General features: G+C 67.0%; 17 protein-coding genes and 1 tRNA gene. 5 read left to right on the top strand and 13 right to left on the bottom strand.

What is annotated here, in order from left to right:
* Window position 1 precedes the first annotated feature (1 nt).
* Entirely contained in the window at window positions 2-637 is a 636-nt protein-coding gene (locus tag VMT65_RS19120; protein ID WP_326309669.1) for a hypothetical protein, read from the bottom strand.
* Window positions 638-816: 179 nt separating this feature from the next.
* Between VMT65_RS19120 and VMT65_RS19115 the strand changes: the two genes are divergently transcribed.
* A complete protein-coding gene (locus VMT65_RS19115; protein WP_326309667.1) occupies window positions 817-1,047 on the top strand; it encodes an AbrB/MazE/SpoVT family DNA-binding domain-containing protein in 231 nt (76 codons plus the stop codon).
* 15 nt (window positions 1,048-1,062) lie between these two features.
* Here the strand turns inward: VMT65_RS19115 and VMT65_RS19110 are convergent, their stop codons facing one another.
* From VMT65_RS19110 to VMT65_RS19095, 4 genes are all read right to left on the bottom strand, one after another.
* Window positions 1,063-1,506 carry a DUF4442 domain-containing protein gene (locus VMT65_RS19110; RefSeq protein ID WP_326309665.1) on the bottom strand — a complete coding sequence of 148 codons (444 nt, stop codon included), beginning with the start codon at window positions 1,504-1,506 and terminating at the stop codon, window positions 1,063-1,065.
* An 80-nt stretch (window positions 1,507-1,586) separates the two neighbouring features.
* Window positions 1,587-1,659: transfer RNA gene (locus VMT65_RS19105), tRNA-Arg, on the bottom strand.
* A gap of 88 nt (window positions 1,660-1,747) precedes the next feature.
* Window positions 1,748-2,131, bottom strand: a complete 384-nt coding sequence (locus tag VMT65_RS19100; protein ID WP_326309663.1) for a DUF5313 family protein — start codon at window positions 2,129-2,131, stop codon at window positions 1,748-1,750.
* Between the two features lie 123 nt (window positions 2,132-2,254).
* Entirely contained in the window at window positions 2,255-3,724 is a 1,470-nt protein-coding gene (locus tag VMT65_RS19095) for a flavin-containing monooxygenase (RefSeq protein WP_326309661.1), read from the bottom strand.
* Between the two features lie 485 nt (window positions 3,725-4,209).
* Here VMT65_RS19095 and VMT65_RS19090 point away from each other — a divergent pair, with 485 nt between their 5' ends.
* Entirely contained in the window at window positions 4,210-5,847 is a 1,638-nt protein-coding gene (locus VMT65_RS19090) for a long-chain fatty acid--CoA ligase (protein WP_326309659.1), read from the top strand.
* 141 nt (window positions 5,848-5,988) lie between these two features.
* On the opposite strand, the gene VMT65_RS19085 is transcribed toward VMT65_RS19090, so the two are convergent.
* From VMT65_RS19085 to VMT65_RS19070, 4 genes are all read right to left on the bottom strand, one after another.
* On the bottom strand, window positions 5,989-7,401 hold the full coding sequence (locus VMT65_RS19085) for a CBS domain-containing protein (RefSeq protein WP_326309658.1): 1,413 nt from the start codon (window positions 7,399-7,401) through the stop codon (window positions 5,989-5,991).
* 6 nt (window positions 7,402-7,407) lie between these two features.
* Entirely contained in the window at window positions 7,408-8,097 is a 690-nt protein-coding gene (locus VMT65_RS19080) for a hypothetical protein (RefSeq protein ID WP_326309656.1), read from the bottom strand.
* Window positions 8,094-9,002 (bottom strand): ParA family protein, encoded by a 909-nt coding sequence (locus VMT65_RS19075; RefSeq protein ID WP_442790266.1) that lies wholly within the window; start codon window positions 9,000-9,002, stop codon window positions 8,094-8,096. Before VMT65_RS19075 ends, VMT65_RS19080 begins: the two co-directional genes overlap by 4 nt.
* A gap of 290 nt (window positions 9,003-9,292) precedes the next feature.
* Window positions 9,293-9,628: a cupin domain-containing protein gene (locus VMT65_RS19070; protein ID WP_326309655.1), complete on the bottom strand. Its 336-nt coding sequence runs from the start codon at window positions 9,626-9,628 to the stop codon at window positions 9,293-9,295.
* Between the two features lie 71 nt (window positions 9,629-9,699).
* On the opposite strand from VMT65_RS19070, the gene VMT65_RS19065 reads away from it, so the two are divergent.
* Complete coding sequence (locus VMT65_RS19065; RefSeq protein WP_326309654.1) at window positions 9,700-10,632, top strand: GlxA family transcriptional regulator; 933 nt, start codon at window positions 9,700-9,702, stop codon at window positions 10,630-10,632.
* 18 nt (window positions 10,633-10,650) lie between these two features.
* Here the strand turns inward: VMT65_RS19065 and VMT65_RS19060 are convergent, their stop codons facing one another.
* Together VMT65_RS19060 and VMT65_RS19055 are read right to left on the bottom strand one after the other, a co-directional pair.
* The gene (locus VMT65_RS19060; protein ID WP_326309653.1) at window positions 10,651-11,070 is read right to left on the bottom strand and encodes a pyridoxamine 5'-phosphate oxidase family protein; all 420 of its coding nucleotides are present in this window, start codon (window positions 11,068-11,070) and stop codon (window positions 10,651-10,653) included.
* A 103-nt stretch (window positions 11,071-11,173) separates the two neighbouring features.
* Window positions 11,174-11,548: a YybH family protein gene (locus VMT65_RS19055; RefSeq protein ID WP_326309651.1), complete on the bottom strand. Its 375-nt coding sequence runs from the start codon at window positions 11,546-11,548 to the stop codon at window positions 11,174-11,176.
* Window positions 11,549-11,793: 245 nt separating this feature from the next.
* Here VMT65_RS19055 and VMT65_RS19050 point away from each other — a divergent pair, with 245 nt between their 5' ends.
* Window positions 11,794-13,413, top strand: coding sequence for an acyl-CoA synthetase (locus tag VMT65_RS19050; protein ID WP_326309649.1), 1,620 nt, complete (start codon window positions 11,794-11,796; stop codon window positions 13,411-13,413).
* Between the two features lie 105 nt (window positions 13,414-13,518).
* On the opposite strand, the gene VMT65_RS19045 is transcribed toward VMT65_RS19050, so the two are convergent.
* Window positions 13,519-13,911, bottom strand: coding sequence for an SCO5389 family protein (locus VMT65_RS19045; protein ID WP_040812982.1), 393 nt, complete (start codon window positions 13,909-13,911; stop codon window positions 13,519-13,521).
* Between the two features lie 57 nt (window positions 13,912-13,968).
* Window positions 13,969-15,012: an NAD(P)H-dependent flavin oxidoreductase gene (locus VMT65_RS19040; RefSeq protein ID WP_326309644.1), complete on the bottom strand. Its 1,044-nt coding sequence runs from the start codon at window positions 15,010-15,012 to the stop codon at window positions 13,969-13,971.
* A gap of 198 nt (window positions 15,013-15,210) precedes the next feature.
* Here VMT65_RS19040 and VMT65_RS19035 point away from each other — a divergent pair, with 198 nt between their 5' ends.
* Window positions 15,211-16,056 (top strand): M23 family metallopeptidase, encoded by an 846-nt coding sequence (locus tag VMT65_RS19035; RefSeq protein WP_326309643.1) that lies wholly within the window; start codon window positions 15,211-15,213, stop codon window positions 16,054-16,056.
* Window positions 16,057-16,100: the final 44 nt, after the last annotated feature.

The raw sequence follows: 16,100 nt of genomic DNA, 5'->3' as shown, positions 1-16,100 counted from the left end.
GTCAGGCGGCGGTGTGTCGAATGACGACATTGCCGAGGGCGGTCTGCGCGAACACGTGGACCGTGTCCGGGCCGGTGGCGGCGACCGGCCCCATCGCGCTGCGCGCGGAACCGTTGTGGGAGATGGTCTCCACCTGCACCGCGCTGCCCGGGCGAACCCCGATCTCGAGGTCACCCATGGACGTCTGCAACCGCATCGCCCCGCGCACCGCCTCACCGATGCGAATGTCGCCCTTGCAGTTCTTCGCCGACACCGACCCGAGCGGCCGCTCCACGACAATGTCGCCCAGCGCCAACTCGACCTCGCACTCCCCGAGCTCGCCGACCCCGTGAATGTTCCCGACCCCCACCTCGGCCCGCACCCGAGACCCCGTCGGCACCTGAACGGTCACCTGAATCGAGGCATTCCCCCCGAACGGCGCATAGGTCCGCCAATTCCTCGGCATCGCGACCCGCACCGTGCCCCCGACCATCTCGACCCGAGTCCGCTCCGCGGCCCGCACATCAGCCTTCTTCGCCCCATCGGTCGGCAACACCTCCACCACGGTGTCCACCCGATCCGAGGCGACAACCCTGACATTGCCGCACAACACATCGATCTCGACCCCAACAGGCCCCGCCGTCTCAAAAGTATCCATCTCAGTCGCTCTTTCAGCTGGTAGTGGCTGGTACGCAACCGACTATCCCCACCCCCGCTGACACCGACCTGACGCCACCCTGACACGCCCTCGGCACAGCCGCCTGGGTGGCGCGCAATGGCAAGACGCCGACGGAAACGCGCAGTATTACGTGTAATACGTATGCGTGAGGGGTTGCGATGCGGCTGAACAGCAAGGGACAAGTGACGATTCCCGCTGACCTGCGCCGGAAGTATGCGCTGGAAAAAGGGGATGAGGTCGACATAGTCGAGGTCGGCACCGCGCTGCAGATCGTGCGTCGAGAGGGAGCGCTACGGCGGGGTAAGCGGCTGACCGAACATATGCGCGGCCGCGCGACCACATCGATGAGCACGGACGAGCTGATGGAACTGTTTCGTGGTAGGACCTGAACGAAGCCTTCGGCCTCACCTGGCGGAGTGAATGTCCGCGGCGGTGCGGAGTTGGCGGACGTACACATCCTGCGTCGCGTGGGCGACCGTGTTGCCGTCGGTGTCGTAGATCGTGGTGGAGTGCGTGGTGATCGACTTGGCACCGTCGCGGGTGGCTTCCCGAATCTGTTCGGCCAGCGCGGCGTCGAGTTCCATGGTCGCGGTGACGATTCCGCGCCCGGGCGCGACGAATTCGATACCGGATCGAACGCTCCAGACGCGATAGCCGTCACCGAGTTGCCCGCGGGCCATGATCCCGAAGAACGGGTCGGTCATCGCGTACAACGTGCCCCCGAAGGCCGCCCCATTGATATTGCGATTCCAAGCACGGACGCGATGCGACACCCGAATCGAGGTCCAATCCTCGGCCACATGCTCGACCCGCACCCCCGCGAACAACAACGGCGGATACGCACTCATCAGAAACCGAAACGCCCGCGCCGACGGCAACCGCACCGAATCCCCCAACTCCGCTCATCCCCGAGCCACTTCCACACTTGTGCCCTCGGCAGGATTCGAACCTGCGACACCCGCTTTAGGAGAGCGGTGCTCTATCCCCTGAGCTACGAGGGCTGGACGCACCGGCTGGGCCGGGCGGCGTGGACGTCGGGGAGTCTACCCGGTGGTGGGGGTTGGAGCCGCATCCATTGCGTGGGGCGGGTCAGCGGGGGTGGTTGAGGGTGTAGCGGGTGCGTTCGGCGGGGGTAGCGTGCAGGACGCCGGGGGCGTCGAGGGTGGCGGGGAGGCCGTGTTGGGTGAGGCGGTGGGCGCGGTTGGGGGCCATGTAGGCGGCGCAGTAGAAGAGGGCCAGGATCAGCGCGAGCAGGGTCATGGCGCAGCGGATCCAGACGGGGCCGGGGAAGGCGAAGAGGAAGGCGGCGAAGATCGGGAGGAACGGGATCATGCCGCGGGTGAGATGCCTTGTGTAGGCGTGCTTTCCGGTCAGGTCGTGGAGCACCCAGTCGCGCAGGTCGGCGGGCATGGGGCGGCCGACGGTGTAGCCGAGCCATTCGGGGAAGCTGGGGCGGCGGCGTTGGCGGATCATGACGGGCTCCTCTCGACCGCGGTGTTCAGCGGTTCCGATTTCAGCCTGCCGCGGCCGACGCCTCCCAGGTAGACGGCGATTTTCTCGCAGTCCATAGCCTCGTTCTATGCCCGGGTTCGGGCGCTATCGCCGGGTGGCCTGACCCTCGTCGTAGTCCGACGCCGCGAAGGTGCGTGTCTTCCAGCGGAACAGCACCGTCGCGCCCGGCCAGTTGTTGGTGATCCGCCCCGAGGCATTGCGGTACCAGCTCGAGCAGAAGTTCCACGGCGTGTCCTTCAACCGCTGCTGCAGCCAGTCGTCCCAGGATTGTTCGGCCTCGGCCCGCGCCGACAGGAATCGACCCGGCCGCGCACCCAGGTATTCGATGACCTGTCGGATATAGCGGGCCTGCGACTCCAGCATGTAGATGATCGATCCCGACCCCACATTGGTGTTCGGCCCGTACATCATGAACAGGTTGGGGAAGCCGGGCACCGACATGCCCAGGAACGCTCGCGCCCCCTCCGGCGACCACTCGTCGGCGAGCTTGCGGCCTTGCAGCCCATAGATATTCATGGGAGCGAGGAATTCGGTGCCCTTGAACCCGGTCCCGTAGACGATCACGTCCACCGGATGCTCCACGCCGTCGGCGGTCCGAATTCCCTTGGGCGTCACCGCCTCGATGGCCGTCGTCTCCACACTCACATTGCTCTGCGCGAGCGCCGGGAAGTATGCGTTGGAGAACAACCCGCGCTTGCAGCCCGCCGCGTAATCGGGAGTCAGCTTGGCGCGCAACGCCGCATCCGGCACCTGCTTCTCGCGATGCCGGTCGGCGATGGCGATCACCGGCGTCTTCATCGCCGGAATGTCGGTGAGCGCCAACGCCAGCACCTCGAAGAACGACCAGATGGCGAACCGCTCGGCCCACCGCGTCACCGGCACATGCTTGAACAGCGCGTGATGCAGCGGCGTGTACTCGGTGTCGAACTTGGGCAGTACCCACGCGGCCGACCGCTGGAACAGGGTCAGCTGCTCGACCCGCGGCTGAATCTCCGGAATGTATTGGATCGCACTGGCTCCCGTGCCGATGCACGCGACTCGCTTGCCGGTGAGATCCACCGAGTGGTCCCATTCGGCCGAGTGGAACGCCGCGCCGGTGAAGGTGTCGATCCCCGGCAGATTGGGCAGGGCCGGGCGGGAGAGCTGCCCGACGGCGGGAATCAGCACGTCCGCCAGGTGGGTGACGCCGTCGGCGGTCCGCACCCGCCAGATGCCGCCCTGCTCATCGAATTCCGCGTCGACGACCTCGGTGCCGAATTCGATCTTCGACGGCAGATCGTACTTCTCGGCGACGGCGCGCATGTAGTCGTGGATGTCGCGCTGCTGCGAGAACCGCCGCGGCCAATCGGATTTCGGCTCGAACGACCACGAGTACAGCGGCGACGGCACATCGCAGGCAGCCCCCGGATAGGTGTTCTCGCGCCAGACGCCGCCCAGATCGGCGGCCTTCTCCAGGATGGTGAAGTTGTTCAGCCCGTGGCGGCGCAATTCCAGCGCCATGCCCAGTCCGGCGAACCCGGCACCGATGATCAGAATCGACGGCTCTCGCTGCATACCAGCAACGGTAGGGGGCGTTCTCGCTGGTCATGGAGACATCGCCGGTCAGCGAATCGGTATTTTCGGCCATTTCCGGATGTGGTGATCGCTTCCCGCAAAACTGAGCGCTTGCTCACCTCGCTCACAATCCGCTGTCCGAGTCAGTGAGTGCGTCTGACCTGCGGCGCTGCCTCTCGACTGGACAACCCGATGCCGCACTCAATATATTCACGGAAGTCTTTGCTCCAATTTTCTTGTCCTGGTTAGTGATTGGCTATTCTGCGACGCCGCAGGGGGTGTCGTCAGCGCGCCGAGTCGCCGACCAGGACCGCGGAACCGGTTGGTCGTCGTGTTGGGCGGCGGCGGATCGGTCACGGGCTGCGGACGGCGAGGGTGGGGTTCGTCGTCCGCAGCCCGAAAGTTTTCGTGTCCGATTTCAGCTACGCTCGCCGCTAGTGACTCAGTTCACTCTCCAGTAGGCACATGCAAGGAGCGGTTGGGAAATGTTGAGTACCATGCAGGACGAGCAGCTGTCACTCGCGACACTGCTGCGCTACGCCTCCACCTTCCAGGGCGACAGCCACGTCTCGACCTGGACCGGAGACGGCGTCCGCACCCAGACCTATCGCGAGGTCGGCCAGGACGCGGCCCGGCTCGCCAACGCCCTGCGTGAGCTGGGCATCGGCGTGGGTGACCGGGTCGGCACGTTCATGTGGAACAACAACGAGCACATGGTCGCCTACATCGCGGTGCCCGCCATGGGCGCGGTGTTGCACGCGCTGAACATCCGACTGTTTCCCGAGCAGCTGGTGTACGTGGCCAATCACGCCGAGGACAAGGTCGTGATCGTGGACGGCTCGCTGCTGCCCATGTTCGCCCAGTACCTGCCCAACCTGAAGACGGTGCGGCACGTCATCGTCGCCAATGGGGATGCCGCCGCGCTGCAGGCGCCCGAGGGCGTCACCGTGCACTCCTACGCGGAACTGCTTGCCGCCCAGCCCGATACCTACGACTTCCCCATCATCGACGAGCGTTCGGCCGCAGGCATGTGCTACACCTCCGGCACCACCGGCGACCCCAAGGGCGTTGTCTACTCGCACCGCTCCAACTGGCTGCACGCCATGCAGGTGATCTCGCCCAACGGCATGGGTTTCACCGCGTCGGACACCGTGCTGGCCATCGTGCCGCTGTTCCACGCCAATGCCTGGGGCATCCCGTACGCCGCGCTCATGTCGGGCGCGAATGTGCTCATGCCCGACCGCTTCCTGCAGCCCGCGCCGCTGCTGGAGATGATGGAGCAGGCGCGTCCGACCTTCGCCGCCGCGGTGCCCACCATCTGGGGCGGCGTGCTGGCCGCGCTGCAGGCTCAGCCGCAGGACATCTCGTATCTGCGCACCTGTGTGGTCGGTGGCGCGGCGGTGCCGCCGTCGATGATGCGCGCCTTCGAGGAGCGTCACCACGTGAAGCTGCTGCACGCGTGGGGCATGACCGAGACCTCCCCGCTCGGCTCGGTCGCCCACCCGCCCGCCGGGGCCGAGGGTGACGAGGCCTGGGCCTACCGCTACACCCAGGGCCGATTCCCCGCCGGTGTGCAGGCGCGCCTGGTCGCCGACGACGGCTCGATCGTCCCGAACGACGGAGAAGCCCTGGGCGAGTTGGAGGTTCGCGGCCCCTGGATCACCGGCTCGTACTACTCGCCCTCTGGCGGCGAGGTCGACCCGGACAAGTTCCACGACGGCTGGCTCCGCACCGGCGACGTCGGCAAGATCAGCCCCAATGGCTACCTCACCCTGGTCGACCGCTCCAAGGACGTCATCAAGTCCGGCGGCGAGTGGATCTCCTCGGTGGATCTCGAGAACGCCGTCATGGGCCACCCCGCCGTCGCCGAGGCCGCCGTCATCGGCATTCCGGACGAGAAGTGGGACGAACGCCCCCTGGTCGCCATCGTCCTCGTCGAGGGTGCGGAGACGAAACCCGAAGAGCTCCGCGACTTCCTGGCCCCCAAGTTCGCGAAATGGCAACTCCCCGAACACTGGACCTTCATCCCCGAGGTCCCCAAGACCAGCGTCGGCAAGTTCGACAAGAAGCGCCTGCGCGCCCAGCACGCCGATGGCACGTTGACGGTGATCACACTGGCCTGACTCCGGGTCCACATGGGCCGATCCCTGCACAATCACACCGAAATCGCCAGGAACCTGTCACCCGGCGGCGGTTTGTGCAGGGATCGGCCCATTCCTCTGCCCCCAGGGAATGAGTGACGGCCGCTGCCGGAGTTGTCGAGGTCAAGCTCGTTCGCGATAGCGGTGCAGTAACTTGTTGAAGCGGCGCAGTTTGTCGACGGCGTCCTCGGGGATCGGGTCGGGGTGGAAATGCATGACCTTGTTGCGAATGTTCCGAATCTCCTCCAGACGGCAGATGAAGGAGGCGCGGTCCAGCGGCCAGCCCAGTCGGTCCCAGGCTTCCTTGTTCTCCAAAACTCGGCGGTAGTCCCCGAAGGTGAGCTGGTCGACACTGGAGATTCGCCGGTTGCAGAGCCGTTGCACCGTCTCGAAGTCCAAGGCGCGGTTCAGAATCCACCGGAGTGTCTGATCCAGCTCCCCGAGATGGAAGAACGGCATGGCCATCTGGCCGTAGCGTTGTGCCACATCGGCCGTGGTGACAATCCCGGCGATGGCCTTGCTCTCGTCACGAACGAAAACGAAGTCACGTTGTTGCAGCGTGCCGAGAACCTCGAAGAGATCCCGGTCGTAGTCGACGACCTCCGCCTGCGCGTCGATCGCATCGGCCAAGCGCACACTCGCTTTCCGGTGCATTGCCTGTGCGATCGAGCGCCAGGTGACCGCCCCACGGAGATTGCGGGGTCCGCTCAGCACGGCGAGCTGGGAGTAGTCGTTGAGCTCCATCCGCGTAATCGCCTCTTGCAGTGTGCTGTTCGGCCCGACGGATTCCACCCCCTGCAGTGGTGAGAGGTTGCCGACCGTGAGGCGCACATCGAGATCGCGACCACCTTCATCGTCCTCGTCGGCCGGCACCGCCTCGGTGCCGGACAGGTCGGTGGTCGCCGCATCCTCCGAATCGCTGGGTGGCGTGGTCAGCCACACGGGCGTATCCAAGGTCACCGCGCGGAAGCTCGGGGACGTCGTCAGGCCGTGATTGGCCAGATCGGCCTCGATGCGGCTGACCTGGTCACCGCGATCCGATGCGCCCCACAGCGCGAGCAGATCCCGGACGGAAATGCGTTCGGGGGCATGCTCATCCGCGCGCTTGCGCGCCTGTCGGAGACGGTCGTGAATGCGGCGGCGCTCGGAGTCTTCGTTGCGCTGATTGGCCTCGGCCGCTACTCGCGAAATCACCCTGTCGAGTAATTCCTGGCGAACCGTGTCGAGCATCCTGTCCTGGTCGACCACCAGCCATGCCCGCCACCCGTCGACCGCGCGCATTCCGGCCGCCACCATGGCCGCTCGCGAGGGCGAACGAAACTCCTCGCCTCCGGCCTCGAGCCGGATGAGTCCAGACTCGGTCACCGTCGCGTCATAGGTCACGCCGATCCGGCTGCGCCGGAATCTGAGGGCCTCGCCGACCCGGATCAGGCCGGCCTCCAACAGATCCGACACCGTGACCCGGCGACCGCCGATCAAATACATCGAGCGGGCGGCCGCTTCATCGTCCCGCTCGGTCTCCGCCCCACCTGCCATGGATCCTCACCACTTCCGTAGACCGGCGAACTTTCGACGGGCACCGATGGCCTGCTTGAGCACCCGCCTCTCGAGTTCGGTGCGACTCAGGCGTTCCACCCGCGTGAGATGCAATTCGTGGGCGACGGCAAGCAGGGCCTGGTGGTCCAGCCCTTGTGCGCGTAGGTACGCGAAGCCCTCTTCCTCGGTCTCGGTCGCGCGAAGCTGCGAGGCGATCCGCTCCGCCTCGACGTCCGGCCGCGGGGAGTCGGTCGAGGCTGCCGCGGCGGCGCGCGGGTTGCCGTCCGGTATGTTGTCGGCCGCGGAAGCGACGAAGCCGGAAGATCCCCCGGTGACCAGGAAATCGACGAGCCTCGCCTTCGCGAACTTGCTGTAGCCCCGCAATCCCAGTTGCTTGGCAACTTCCCGCAATTGCGGCACGGACAGCGGGGACGTGCTCAGATAGGACCGTCGCTGATCGGGTGGCATCGGCGAAAGGCTGCTCGCCACCTGTGCCGGGTCACGGGACGGCTCGATATCGGACCTGCTCGGCGTTGGGCTGGAGGCAGTGTGCGCGGTTTCGGGGCGCGGCGCGGCGCCGACGACCTCGAGCCGTGCGGATCCATCGATGATCGCCCTGAGGGTGGACTCGTCTTGCCGCTCCAGGAATTCGTAGACGCGACGCTGCAGAGCGGCAATACTCTTGAGATCGCTCATCGGTGGTCTCCCGAAGACAATTCGAGCGCGGTCAGGACCTCATCGGCCAATTGATCGAACTCCTTCACGACCTCGTCCTTGTACACATCGCGCAGCATGGCGGGGACGCCGGTCTCGCCCGCGTCGCCGAAATGCCGGGGACTATTGCGGATTCGGCTCGATAGCACGGGTACTCGTGACGCCTCGGCCACCTCGTCGATCCAGCGTTGCTGCGCGAGTGTCACCTGTTGCGAATAGATCTGCACCATGGTGAACACGACCCCCAGGAATCCGGGATCGATCGGGCTGTGATCTTGGGCCCCGCCCTTGTGGCTCACGAAATCATTGAACTGCTGAACCAGTCCCGCGCAATTTCCGACCAGGTAATCCAATCCGAGGGTCGATAGATAGTCCGCCTTGGCCGGCACGAGGATGTGCTCGCTGGCCACGATCGCGGTCTTGGTGACGAGTCCGAAGTTGGGCGCGCAATCGATCAGGACCAGGTCATAGTCGGCGAACTGGCTGTCTTCCAGCGCGTGTCGTAGGCAACCGTGCAGGTCCAGGAACCTTCGCTTGGACCCGTCGAGGGTGGTGGCCCCGCCAAGTCGCGCGGCGAGTTCGAGATCGATGTCGATGAGACCGAGATGGGAGGAAATCAGATCGAGGCGGCCGCCATTGCCGCCGAGGAGGCTGTTGACTCGCTCCGGGGTGACGATGAGATCGGCCAGCGAGACGTCTCGGCCGGGCATATCACCGTCGTACCACTGCCTGATCGTCCGGCTGTCCTTCAGATGGCTCTGCCAGTCCTCGATCGAGTAGAACGAGAAGGTCAGATTGGTCTGCGGATCCAGATCGATGAGCAGCACCCGGAGACCACGCCGCGCTGCCACCGCTCCGAGATTCGCGGTGAGCGTTGTCTTGCCCACTCCACCTTTGTAATTCATCACGGCGACAACCCGCATAGGCATGCTCGATCCCCCTTCTCCCCAACGCGGCCGGATCGGCCTGTCTCGATAGTGACACCATCGAGCACCCCGCAGAGCGAAATCGGCTCTTTCGCATTGCTTTTGGCGGCGATTCGCCACTTCGATATTTGAAGTCAGACTGCCCAGTCTTCGAATGCGCCCCGGGGCTGGGCGCCGGGACCCCGTCTTATTAGCGCGCCAAATCCTGGACTGGACAGTAGCTTTCGTGGCAAATGTCTAATATATCGCGGCTAGCCCTCGGGGTAGAAGACGAACAGGGTGCAGCCGGTGGTGGTGGAGGGGATGTGCCAGGAGCCGGCGGGGGCGTGGAGGAAGGTGCCGGCGGGGTAGTCGCGGGCGCCGTCGTTGAAGGTGCCGGAGACGACGTAGACCTCTTCCGGGCCGGGCTCGTGGATGTCTTTGCGCGGCCACGAGGTGTTCGGGTCCATTTCGAGGAGGTTGGCGCTCGCGCCGGACGGGCCCTTCCAGAGGGGGCGTACCCGGATGCCCGGGAAGATCTCGCGCACAGGGGATTCCGTGACGGTGATGGACGTGTAGCCGGGCTGGTCGAGGATCTCTGGGTTCATGATCACCACGGTGCCGTGGGCGGAGTCGGTCGGCCAGTGTCAGTAAAGACGTCATGGGGTACTTTTCTGCCATGCATCGCGTGGTGGCTCTGGTGCGGCCGGTGCAGTCGACCTTCGAACTCGGCTGCGCCGCAGAGGTGTTCGGCACGGCGCGGCCCGGGGTGCCGCAGCACTACGAGTTCGGCGTGTGCGCCGAGAATCCGGGGCCGGTGCCGACGACCTCCGGATACACGGTGGATGTGGCGCAGGGGCTTTCGGCGCTGGCGTCCGCCGACACGGTGATCATCCCCGGCTGGCTACCGGTCGAGACTCCACTCTCCCCGCGGGTGCATCGCGCGCTGGTCCGCGCACACGCCCGCGGCGCGCGCATCGTCACCATCTGCTCGGGCGTCTTCGCCCTGGCCCGAACCGGTCTGCTCGACGGCCGGTCCGCCACCACCCACTGGGCCCGAGCCGACCAGCTGCGGCGCGAATTCCCCAGTGTTCGAGTCGAACCCAATGCGCTCTACGTCGATCACGGCGATGTCGCCACCAGCGCGGGGGCGGGCGCGGGCATCGACCTGTGCCTGCACCTGGTTCGCAAAGACCACGGCGCGGCGCACGCGGCCCTGCTGGCCCGTCACATGGTCATGCCCCCGCACCGTACGGGCGGCCAGACGCAATACGCTCCGCCAGAACCGCCGACCGACGCCCTCGAAGGGCTGCTCGACTGGGCCGAAGCCCGTCTGTCACAGCCGCTTTCGGTCGACGACATGGCGGCCCAGCTCAACGTCTCCCCCCGAACGGTGGCCCGTCGCTTCGCCGATCAGCTCGGCACCAGTCCGGGCGCGTGGCTCCTGTCCCGCCGCATAGCCGCCGCCCGCACCCTGCTCGAGGACACCGACCTCCCCGTCGAGGCCATCGCGACCCGGGTCGGCCTCGCCTCGGCGGTCAACCTCCGCCGCCGCTTCCGCACCCACGTCGGCACCACTCCCGGCGCGTACCGTCGCGCATTCCGGGGCTGATTCGCCACCCCGGACCGGTTACTCTTTCGAGTAGTCCGTGGTCAGCCAGCGTTCGGGGCGCATGCGGATGAGCAGGGATTCGGGGGTGAGGTTCTGGGCGGTGAAGGCCTTGCCTTCGGGCTCGCCGAGGTAGCGAATCGCGATGGGGCCCACCGTTTCCGGGGTGGCGGGGTCGATGGCGGTGACGGGGCCCTCGACCGAGACGTAGCGGTAGGGCTGCTCTTCGACCTGGGCGGTGAGGGTGAAGCGGCCCGCGGCGCGGATCAGCTTCTCCTTCACCGAGCCGGATTCGGTCCAGATGTGGACCTCGCCGCCGGGTTCGTAGCCGTACCAGATCGGCACCGCCAAGGGGGCGCGATCGCGTCGTTCGATCGCGATCACCCCTACGTGCAGTTCGGCCAGAAACTTCTCGCGCTCGTCACCGGTCATCTTCGCCATCGAACGGTCCCTTCGCTCGTGCGGTCCCACCCCCCATTCCGGCAACCTCCCGGCGCACCGACTTATTTCCAGGTGGGTGCGCCGGGACGCCTGTTTCGCGGGGTCAGGCGGTGCCGAGGGGGTTGAGGAGGGTGAAGCGCCATTCGCCGTTCTCGAGGCGGCGGGCGATATTGGCGGTGGTGCCGGTGGGGGAGATGCGGCCTTCGGGGGTGGTGATGTCCATGGTCCAGTCGGTGACCAGGAGGGCCGTGTCCGCGCCGACGAGGACGTGGCGCGGCTTGTTGGTGAGGTGGCCGTTGGCGGCGACGGTGCCGGTGATTTCCTGACGCAGGGCGTCGGGGCCGGTGATGACCGTGCCGGTGGTGGTGCGCATGGTGGCGTCGGGGGTGAAGAGGGCCAGGACGGCGTCGATGTCGCCCGCGTTCAGGTGGGACTCGAAAAGGGTTGGGAGGGAAGCGGGGTCGGTGATCGTGGTCATGGCTTCCATCCTGGGTGCGGGTGGGGACGCGGGCGAGGTGCAAAGAAGACACGTCATGGTGAAAAGTGGACGTGGGCTGGGACGCGGGGAAGAGACCAGGCGGTCGGGGGTTTCCGGTCGCGGGTGCGGGTCCGTACCGTTAGTTTGGGGGCGGATGCCCCCAAACGGCAGGGGTGGACGAGGAGGTCCGGGGTGCTGGAATCGGTACGCGCGCAGGGTGGATCGATGGTCGGGGGTGTTCGCGCATGACTCTCGGGCTGATCAGGTCGCTGGGGGAGCGGGCCTATCTGGAGGCGGAATCGGCGCGGCTGGTGGTGGAGGCGGGGCTGGCGCGCATCGAATCGCCGACCGTGCTGCTGTCGGCGGCCACCGCTATGCTGCGCTACGGCACGTTGGCGGCGGGGCTGCGGCTGTCGGCGGCCCGCTACGGCGGGCGCACGGCGATCATCGACGAGCTGGGCGAGCTGACCTTCGCCGAGCTCGAGGACCGCTCCAATCGGTTGGCCAATGCCTGGCGCGAGCGCGGGCTGAAACCGCGTGAGGGCGTGGCCATTCTGGCACGCAATCACCGCGGACTGATCGAGGCCGTCTTCGCCGCCGCCAAGTGCGGCGCCAAGATCATCCTGCTGAACACCGATTTCGGGGGCCCGCAGATTCGCGATGTCGCCACCCGCGAGGGCACCGACCTGCTCGTCTACGACGACGAGTACGCCCACATGCTCGACGAGGTGCACCCGCGCCGCGGCAGCTACCGGGCCTGGACCGAGGAACCGCGCGAGGACAGCCTCGAATTCCTCATCGCGCAGGGCTCATCCGACGCCCCGCCCGCGCCCGGCGCGGAGCCCCGCATCATCCTGCTCACCAGCGGCACCACCGGCACCCCGAAGGGCGCGCCGCGCGCGGAGCCGAAATCGCTGCTGTCCCTGGGCGGTCTGCTGTCCAAGGTCCCGTTCCGGGTGAACGAGGTGACCGAATGCTGCGCCCCCATGTTCCACACGCTCGGCTTCGCCATGGCCATGCTGACCCTCGGCTTCGGCTCCACCCTGGTGATCCGCCGCCGCTTCGACCCGCAGACCGCCATCGATTCCATCGCCGAACACCGGGCCACCACGGTGATCGTGGTCCCGGTCATGCTGTCCCGCATGATGGATCTGGGCGGCCGGGCGCTGACCGGGCACGACCTGTCCGCGGTGCGCATCATCTTCGTGGCCGGTTCCCAACTGGGCGCGCAACTGTGCCGGGAGGTGACCGCGGCCTTCGGCCCGGTGGTCTACAACCTGTACGGCTCGACCGAGGTCGCCTACGCCACCATCGCCACCCCGGAAGATCTCGCCGAAGAGCCCGGCTGCGTGGGCAAACCGGTCCTCGGGGCGCGCGTGCGCATCCTCGACGACCGCGGGCGCACCGTGCCCAATGGCGCGACCGGCCGCATCTTCGTCGGCAATTCCATCCAGTTCGAGGGCTACACCGGCGGCGGCCACAAGGAGATCATCCGCGGCCTCATGTCCTCCGGCGACGTCGGCCACTTCGATAGCGAGGGCCGGCTTTTCATCGACGGCCGCGACGACGACATGATCGTCTCCGGCGGCGAGAACGTCTTCCCGGTGGAGGTCGAGGAACTGCTCTACACCCACCCCGCCGTCCGCGAGGCGGCCGTGATCGGCGTCCCCGACGAGGTTTTCGGCGCGCGCCTGAAGGCCTTCGTGGTCATCCACGACGGGCACACGTTCCCCGAGTCGGACCTCAAGGAATTCGTGAAATCCAACCTGGCCCGCTACAAGGTCCCCCGCGAGGTCGTCTACCTCCCCGAACTGCCGCGCAACCCGACCGGCAAGGTCCTCAAGCGCAAGCTGCTGGAAGTCTGAGAACCGCGAACAAGCTGTACCGAACCGCGAACAAGCTGTAATCGAACCGCGAACAAGCTTCGGCGCGACCGGGTTACGGTCGCGCCGAAGCTCGCGTGCGGGCGCTCAGCAGTTGCGGAGCTCGGGGCTCTGGTTGAGCAGCTGTGCGCGGGTGGAGATGAAGGTGGTGTAGGTGTCGTTGCCGACCGAGGAGAGCGGGAAGGCCGCGACCCGGTGGCAGTTCTGGAACGCGAGTTTGATGTTGAAGTGGCGTTCCAGGCCGCCGCGGATGGCGTCGGAGGCCATGGCGCGCAGCAGCTGGCCGCGGGCCGTCTCGTCGGGTGGCGCGATGGTGTTGTCGGCGAATTCCGCCGTGCCGGAACGCAGATCGGCGGCTACCCGGCTGACGACCTCGTAGGCGTAGGGCAGCGAGTTACGGACGCATTCGACGAACTCTGCGTCGCTGACTTCACCGCGTTCAGCGCGCTCGAGTAGGGCGGTGGGTACGTCGAGTGACATAACGCTCTCCTCATGGGATGGCGGAAGATGTCAGCCGATTGTAGATGAAAGCGGTTGTCAATAACCCTGGATTCGCAGTGAAAGTGCCCGCTCCAGAGCATTTTTCGCATCCGCTGTCAGCTTGCGCACCAGCTCACCCGCGGGCAGCTCCGGGGCCAGCGAATGTGCCTGACCTGCCCAGAGATTCACTTCCTCGGCGTTGCCCGCGGTGCGCGCGGCCGCCCGCAAAGGCCCGGTGGCGTAATGGATCTCGGGGTAGGCGGCGGGCGCGTCGAGATGCTCGAGCATGAAGCGATTGCGCAGGCCGCGCGCGCGGCGACCGGTGAAGGCGCGGGTCAGCATGGTGGGGGTGTCGGCGGTGATGGCCGCGCGAATGAACGGTGCGGTCCCGGCCTCCGGGCAGCGCATGAACGCCGTGCCGACCTGCGCGGCGGAGGCACCGGCGGCCAGCACCCCGGCGACCGCGGCGCCGGTGGCGAGCCCGCCCGCGGCCACGATCGGCACCTCGACGGCCGCGCGCAGCAGCTGCACCAGGGCCAGCACACCCAGTGGATCGGCGAGATCCTCGGCCGGATCGTCGATGAAGGTCCCGCGATGCCCACCGGCCTCCGCGCCCTGCGCGACCAGCACGTCCGCGCCCGCCGCCACGGCCTGCCGGGCCTCGGCCACGGAGGTGACCGTCACCCACACCTCGGAGCCCACCGCGTGCAGCCGCGCGATCTCCGATGCCGTCGGGCAGCCGAAGGTGCTCGACACCACCGCCACCGGCTCGGCGAGCAGCAGCTCGAGTTTGGCGTCCCAGTCGTCGGTGTCGTGCTTGGCGTCGCCGACGGGGAACTCGCGCGACAGCTCCTCTATATAGGAAGAGAACCGAGCGGTCGGGCTGGGTTCGGAGGGATAGAAGAGGTTGACCCCGAACGGGCGCGTGGTCAGGGCCCGGGTGGCCTTGACGCGCGCGGCGAGCTCACCCGCGGGCAGATATCCGGCGGCCACGAAACCCAACCCCCCGGCCTCGGACACGGCCGCGGCCAACTCCGGGGTCGAGGGCCCACCGGCCATCGGGGCGAGAACAACTGGCGTACCCAACTCGTCGAGAACCATGTCACAAGTGTGCCTCGTCGGTTACCTTTTGTGATCAAGGGTTCGAGTGCTCGAGCGGGCGTTATCGCACAAAAGGTTGCGGAATGGTCACAACCGAGTACAGTTTCCGTCACAGCGATGCCGAATCGTTACCGGACCCACCGAACGCTAGGACTTGCAGTGCCGCACCACAGAACTACCGCGAACTCCGTAACAGTCATGGATTTGCTTGGTGATTCCGGTGCCGGCCGCGCTGGCACCCCGTCTCGCAGACGGCACCGGGCCGAACCCACCGCCACCGATCGCGTGAAGACCGCCGCGGGCGTGGCCGTCGCCGCCGGAGCCCTGATCGGCACCGCGACGCAGCTGGTCCCCGCCCTCGCGCACGCCGCCCCGCTCCTACCCACCCACGACGAGAAGCCGACCACCATCGGCGAGGACGTCGCCGCGGTCGACCAGACCGCCCAGGAAATGAAGCAGGCCAAGCCGGACGCCGCTCCCGTCGCGGAGAACGCGCAGCAGGCGCAGGCGGTCGCGGCCACCACGCCGGATCCGGCCCCGTTCGGCCTGCAGAACCTGCCGCCGGAGATCTCCGCCCCGCTGCAGCAGGCCGAGCAGACCCTCAAAACCCTTCAGCAGCAGCTCAACCCGGGCCCGGGCGTGGTCAAGCCGGTCGACGGCCAGCTGACCTCCGGCTTCGGCATGCGCTGGGGCGCGATGCACTACGGCATCGACTTCGCCGATCCGATCGGCACCCCGATCCACTCCGTCATGGGCGGCACGGTCATCGATGCCGGTCCCGCCTCGGGCTTCGGCCTCTGGGTGCGCGTCAAGCAGGACGACGGCACCACCGCGGTCTACGGCCACGTCAACGACATGTACGTGACCACCGGCCAGCGCGTGAACACCGGCGATGTGATCGCCTCCGTGGGCAACCGCGGGAATTCCACCGGTCCCCATCTGCACCTCGAGATCTGGGACGCCGCCGACAACAAGATGGATCCGCTGCCATGGCTAGCCAGCAAGGGCGTTCTCATGCAGCAGCAGTGGGGACCGGACCAGTAGAGCGTTCACCGCTTCCCCCGACCGGACGATTTCCGGACCGGCGC

Origin of the sequence: Nocardia sp. CDC153, assembly GCF_035818515.1 — a bacterium.
In the GTDB taxonomy this organism is placed as follows: Bacteria; Actinomycetota; Actinomycetes; order Mycobacteriales; family Mycobacteriaceae; genus Nocardia.
Note: the sequence above shows the minus strand (reverse complement) of the source record. Positions and strands in the feature narration are given on the sequence as shown.

Coding starts and splice junctions, on each gene's coding strand:
- VMT65_RS19120 (WP_326309669.1), bottom strand. CDS start 637: ATGGATACTTTTGAGACGGCGGGGCCTGTTGGGGTCGAGATCGATGTG.
- VMT65_RS19115 (WP_326309667.1), top strand. CDS start 817: ATGCGGCTGAACAGCAAGGGACAAGTGACGATTCCCGCTGACCTGCGC.
- VMT65_RS19110 (WP_326309665.1), bottom strand. CDS start 1,506: ATGAGTGCGTATCCGCCGTTGTTGTTCGCGGGGGTGCGGGTCGAGCAT.
- VMT65_RS19100 (WP_326309663.1), bottom strand. CDS start 2,131: ATGATCCGCCAACGCCGCCGCCCCAGCTTCCCCGAATGGCTCGGCTAC.
- VMT65_RS19095 (WP_326309661.1), bottom strand. CDS start 3,724: ATGCAGCGAGAGCCGTCGATTCTGATCATCGGTGCCGGGTTCGCCGGA.
- VMT65_RS19090 (WP_326309659.1), top strand. CDS start 4,210: ATGTTGAGTACCATGCAGGACGAGCAGCTGTCACTCGCGACACTGCTG.
- VMT65_RS19085 (WP_326309658.1), bottom strand. CDS start 7,401: ATGGCAGGTGGGGCGGAGACCGAGCGGGACGATGAAGCGGCCGCCCGC.
- VMT65_RS19080 (WP_326309656.1), bottom strand. CDS start 8,097: ATGAGCGATCTCAAGAGTATTGCCGCTCTGCAGCGTCGCGTCTACGAA.
- VMT65_RS19070 (WP_326309655.1), bottom strand. CDS start 9,628: ATGAACCCAGAGATCCTCGACCAGCCCGGCTACACGTCCATCACCGTC.
- VMT65_RS19065 (WP_326309654.1), top strand. CDS start 9,700: ATGCATCGCGTGGTGGCTCTGGTGCGGCCGGTGCAGTCGACCTTCGAA.
- VMT65_RS19060 (WP_326309653.1), bottom strand. CDS start 11,070: ATGGCGAAGATGACCGGTGACGAGCGCGAGAAGTTTCTGGCCGAACTG.
- VMT65_RS19055 (WP_326309651.1), bottom strand. CDS start 11,548: ATGACCACGATCACCGACCCCGCTTCCCTCCCAACCCTTTTCGAGTCC.
- VMT65_RS19050 (WP_326309649.1), top strand. CDS start 11,794: ATGACTCTCGGGCTGATCAGGTCGCTGGGGGAGCGGGCCTATCTGGAG.
- VMT65_RS19045 (WP_040812982.1), bottom strand. CDS start 13,911: ATGTCACTCGACGTACCCACCGCCCTACTCGAGCGCGCTGAACGCGGT.
- VMT65_RS19040 (WP_326309644.1), bottom strand. CDS start 15,012: ATGGTTCTCGACGAGTTGGGTACGCCAGTTGTTCTCGCCCCGATGGCC.
- VMT65_RS19035 (WP_326309643.1), top strand. CDS start 15,211: ATGGATTTGCTTGGTGATTCCGGTGCCGGCCGCGCTGGCACCCCGTCT.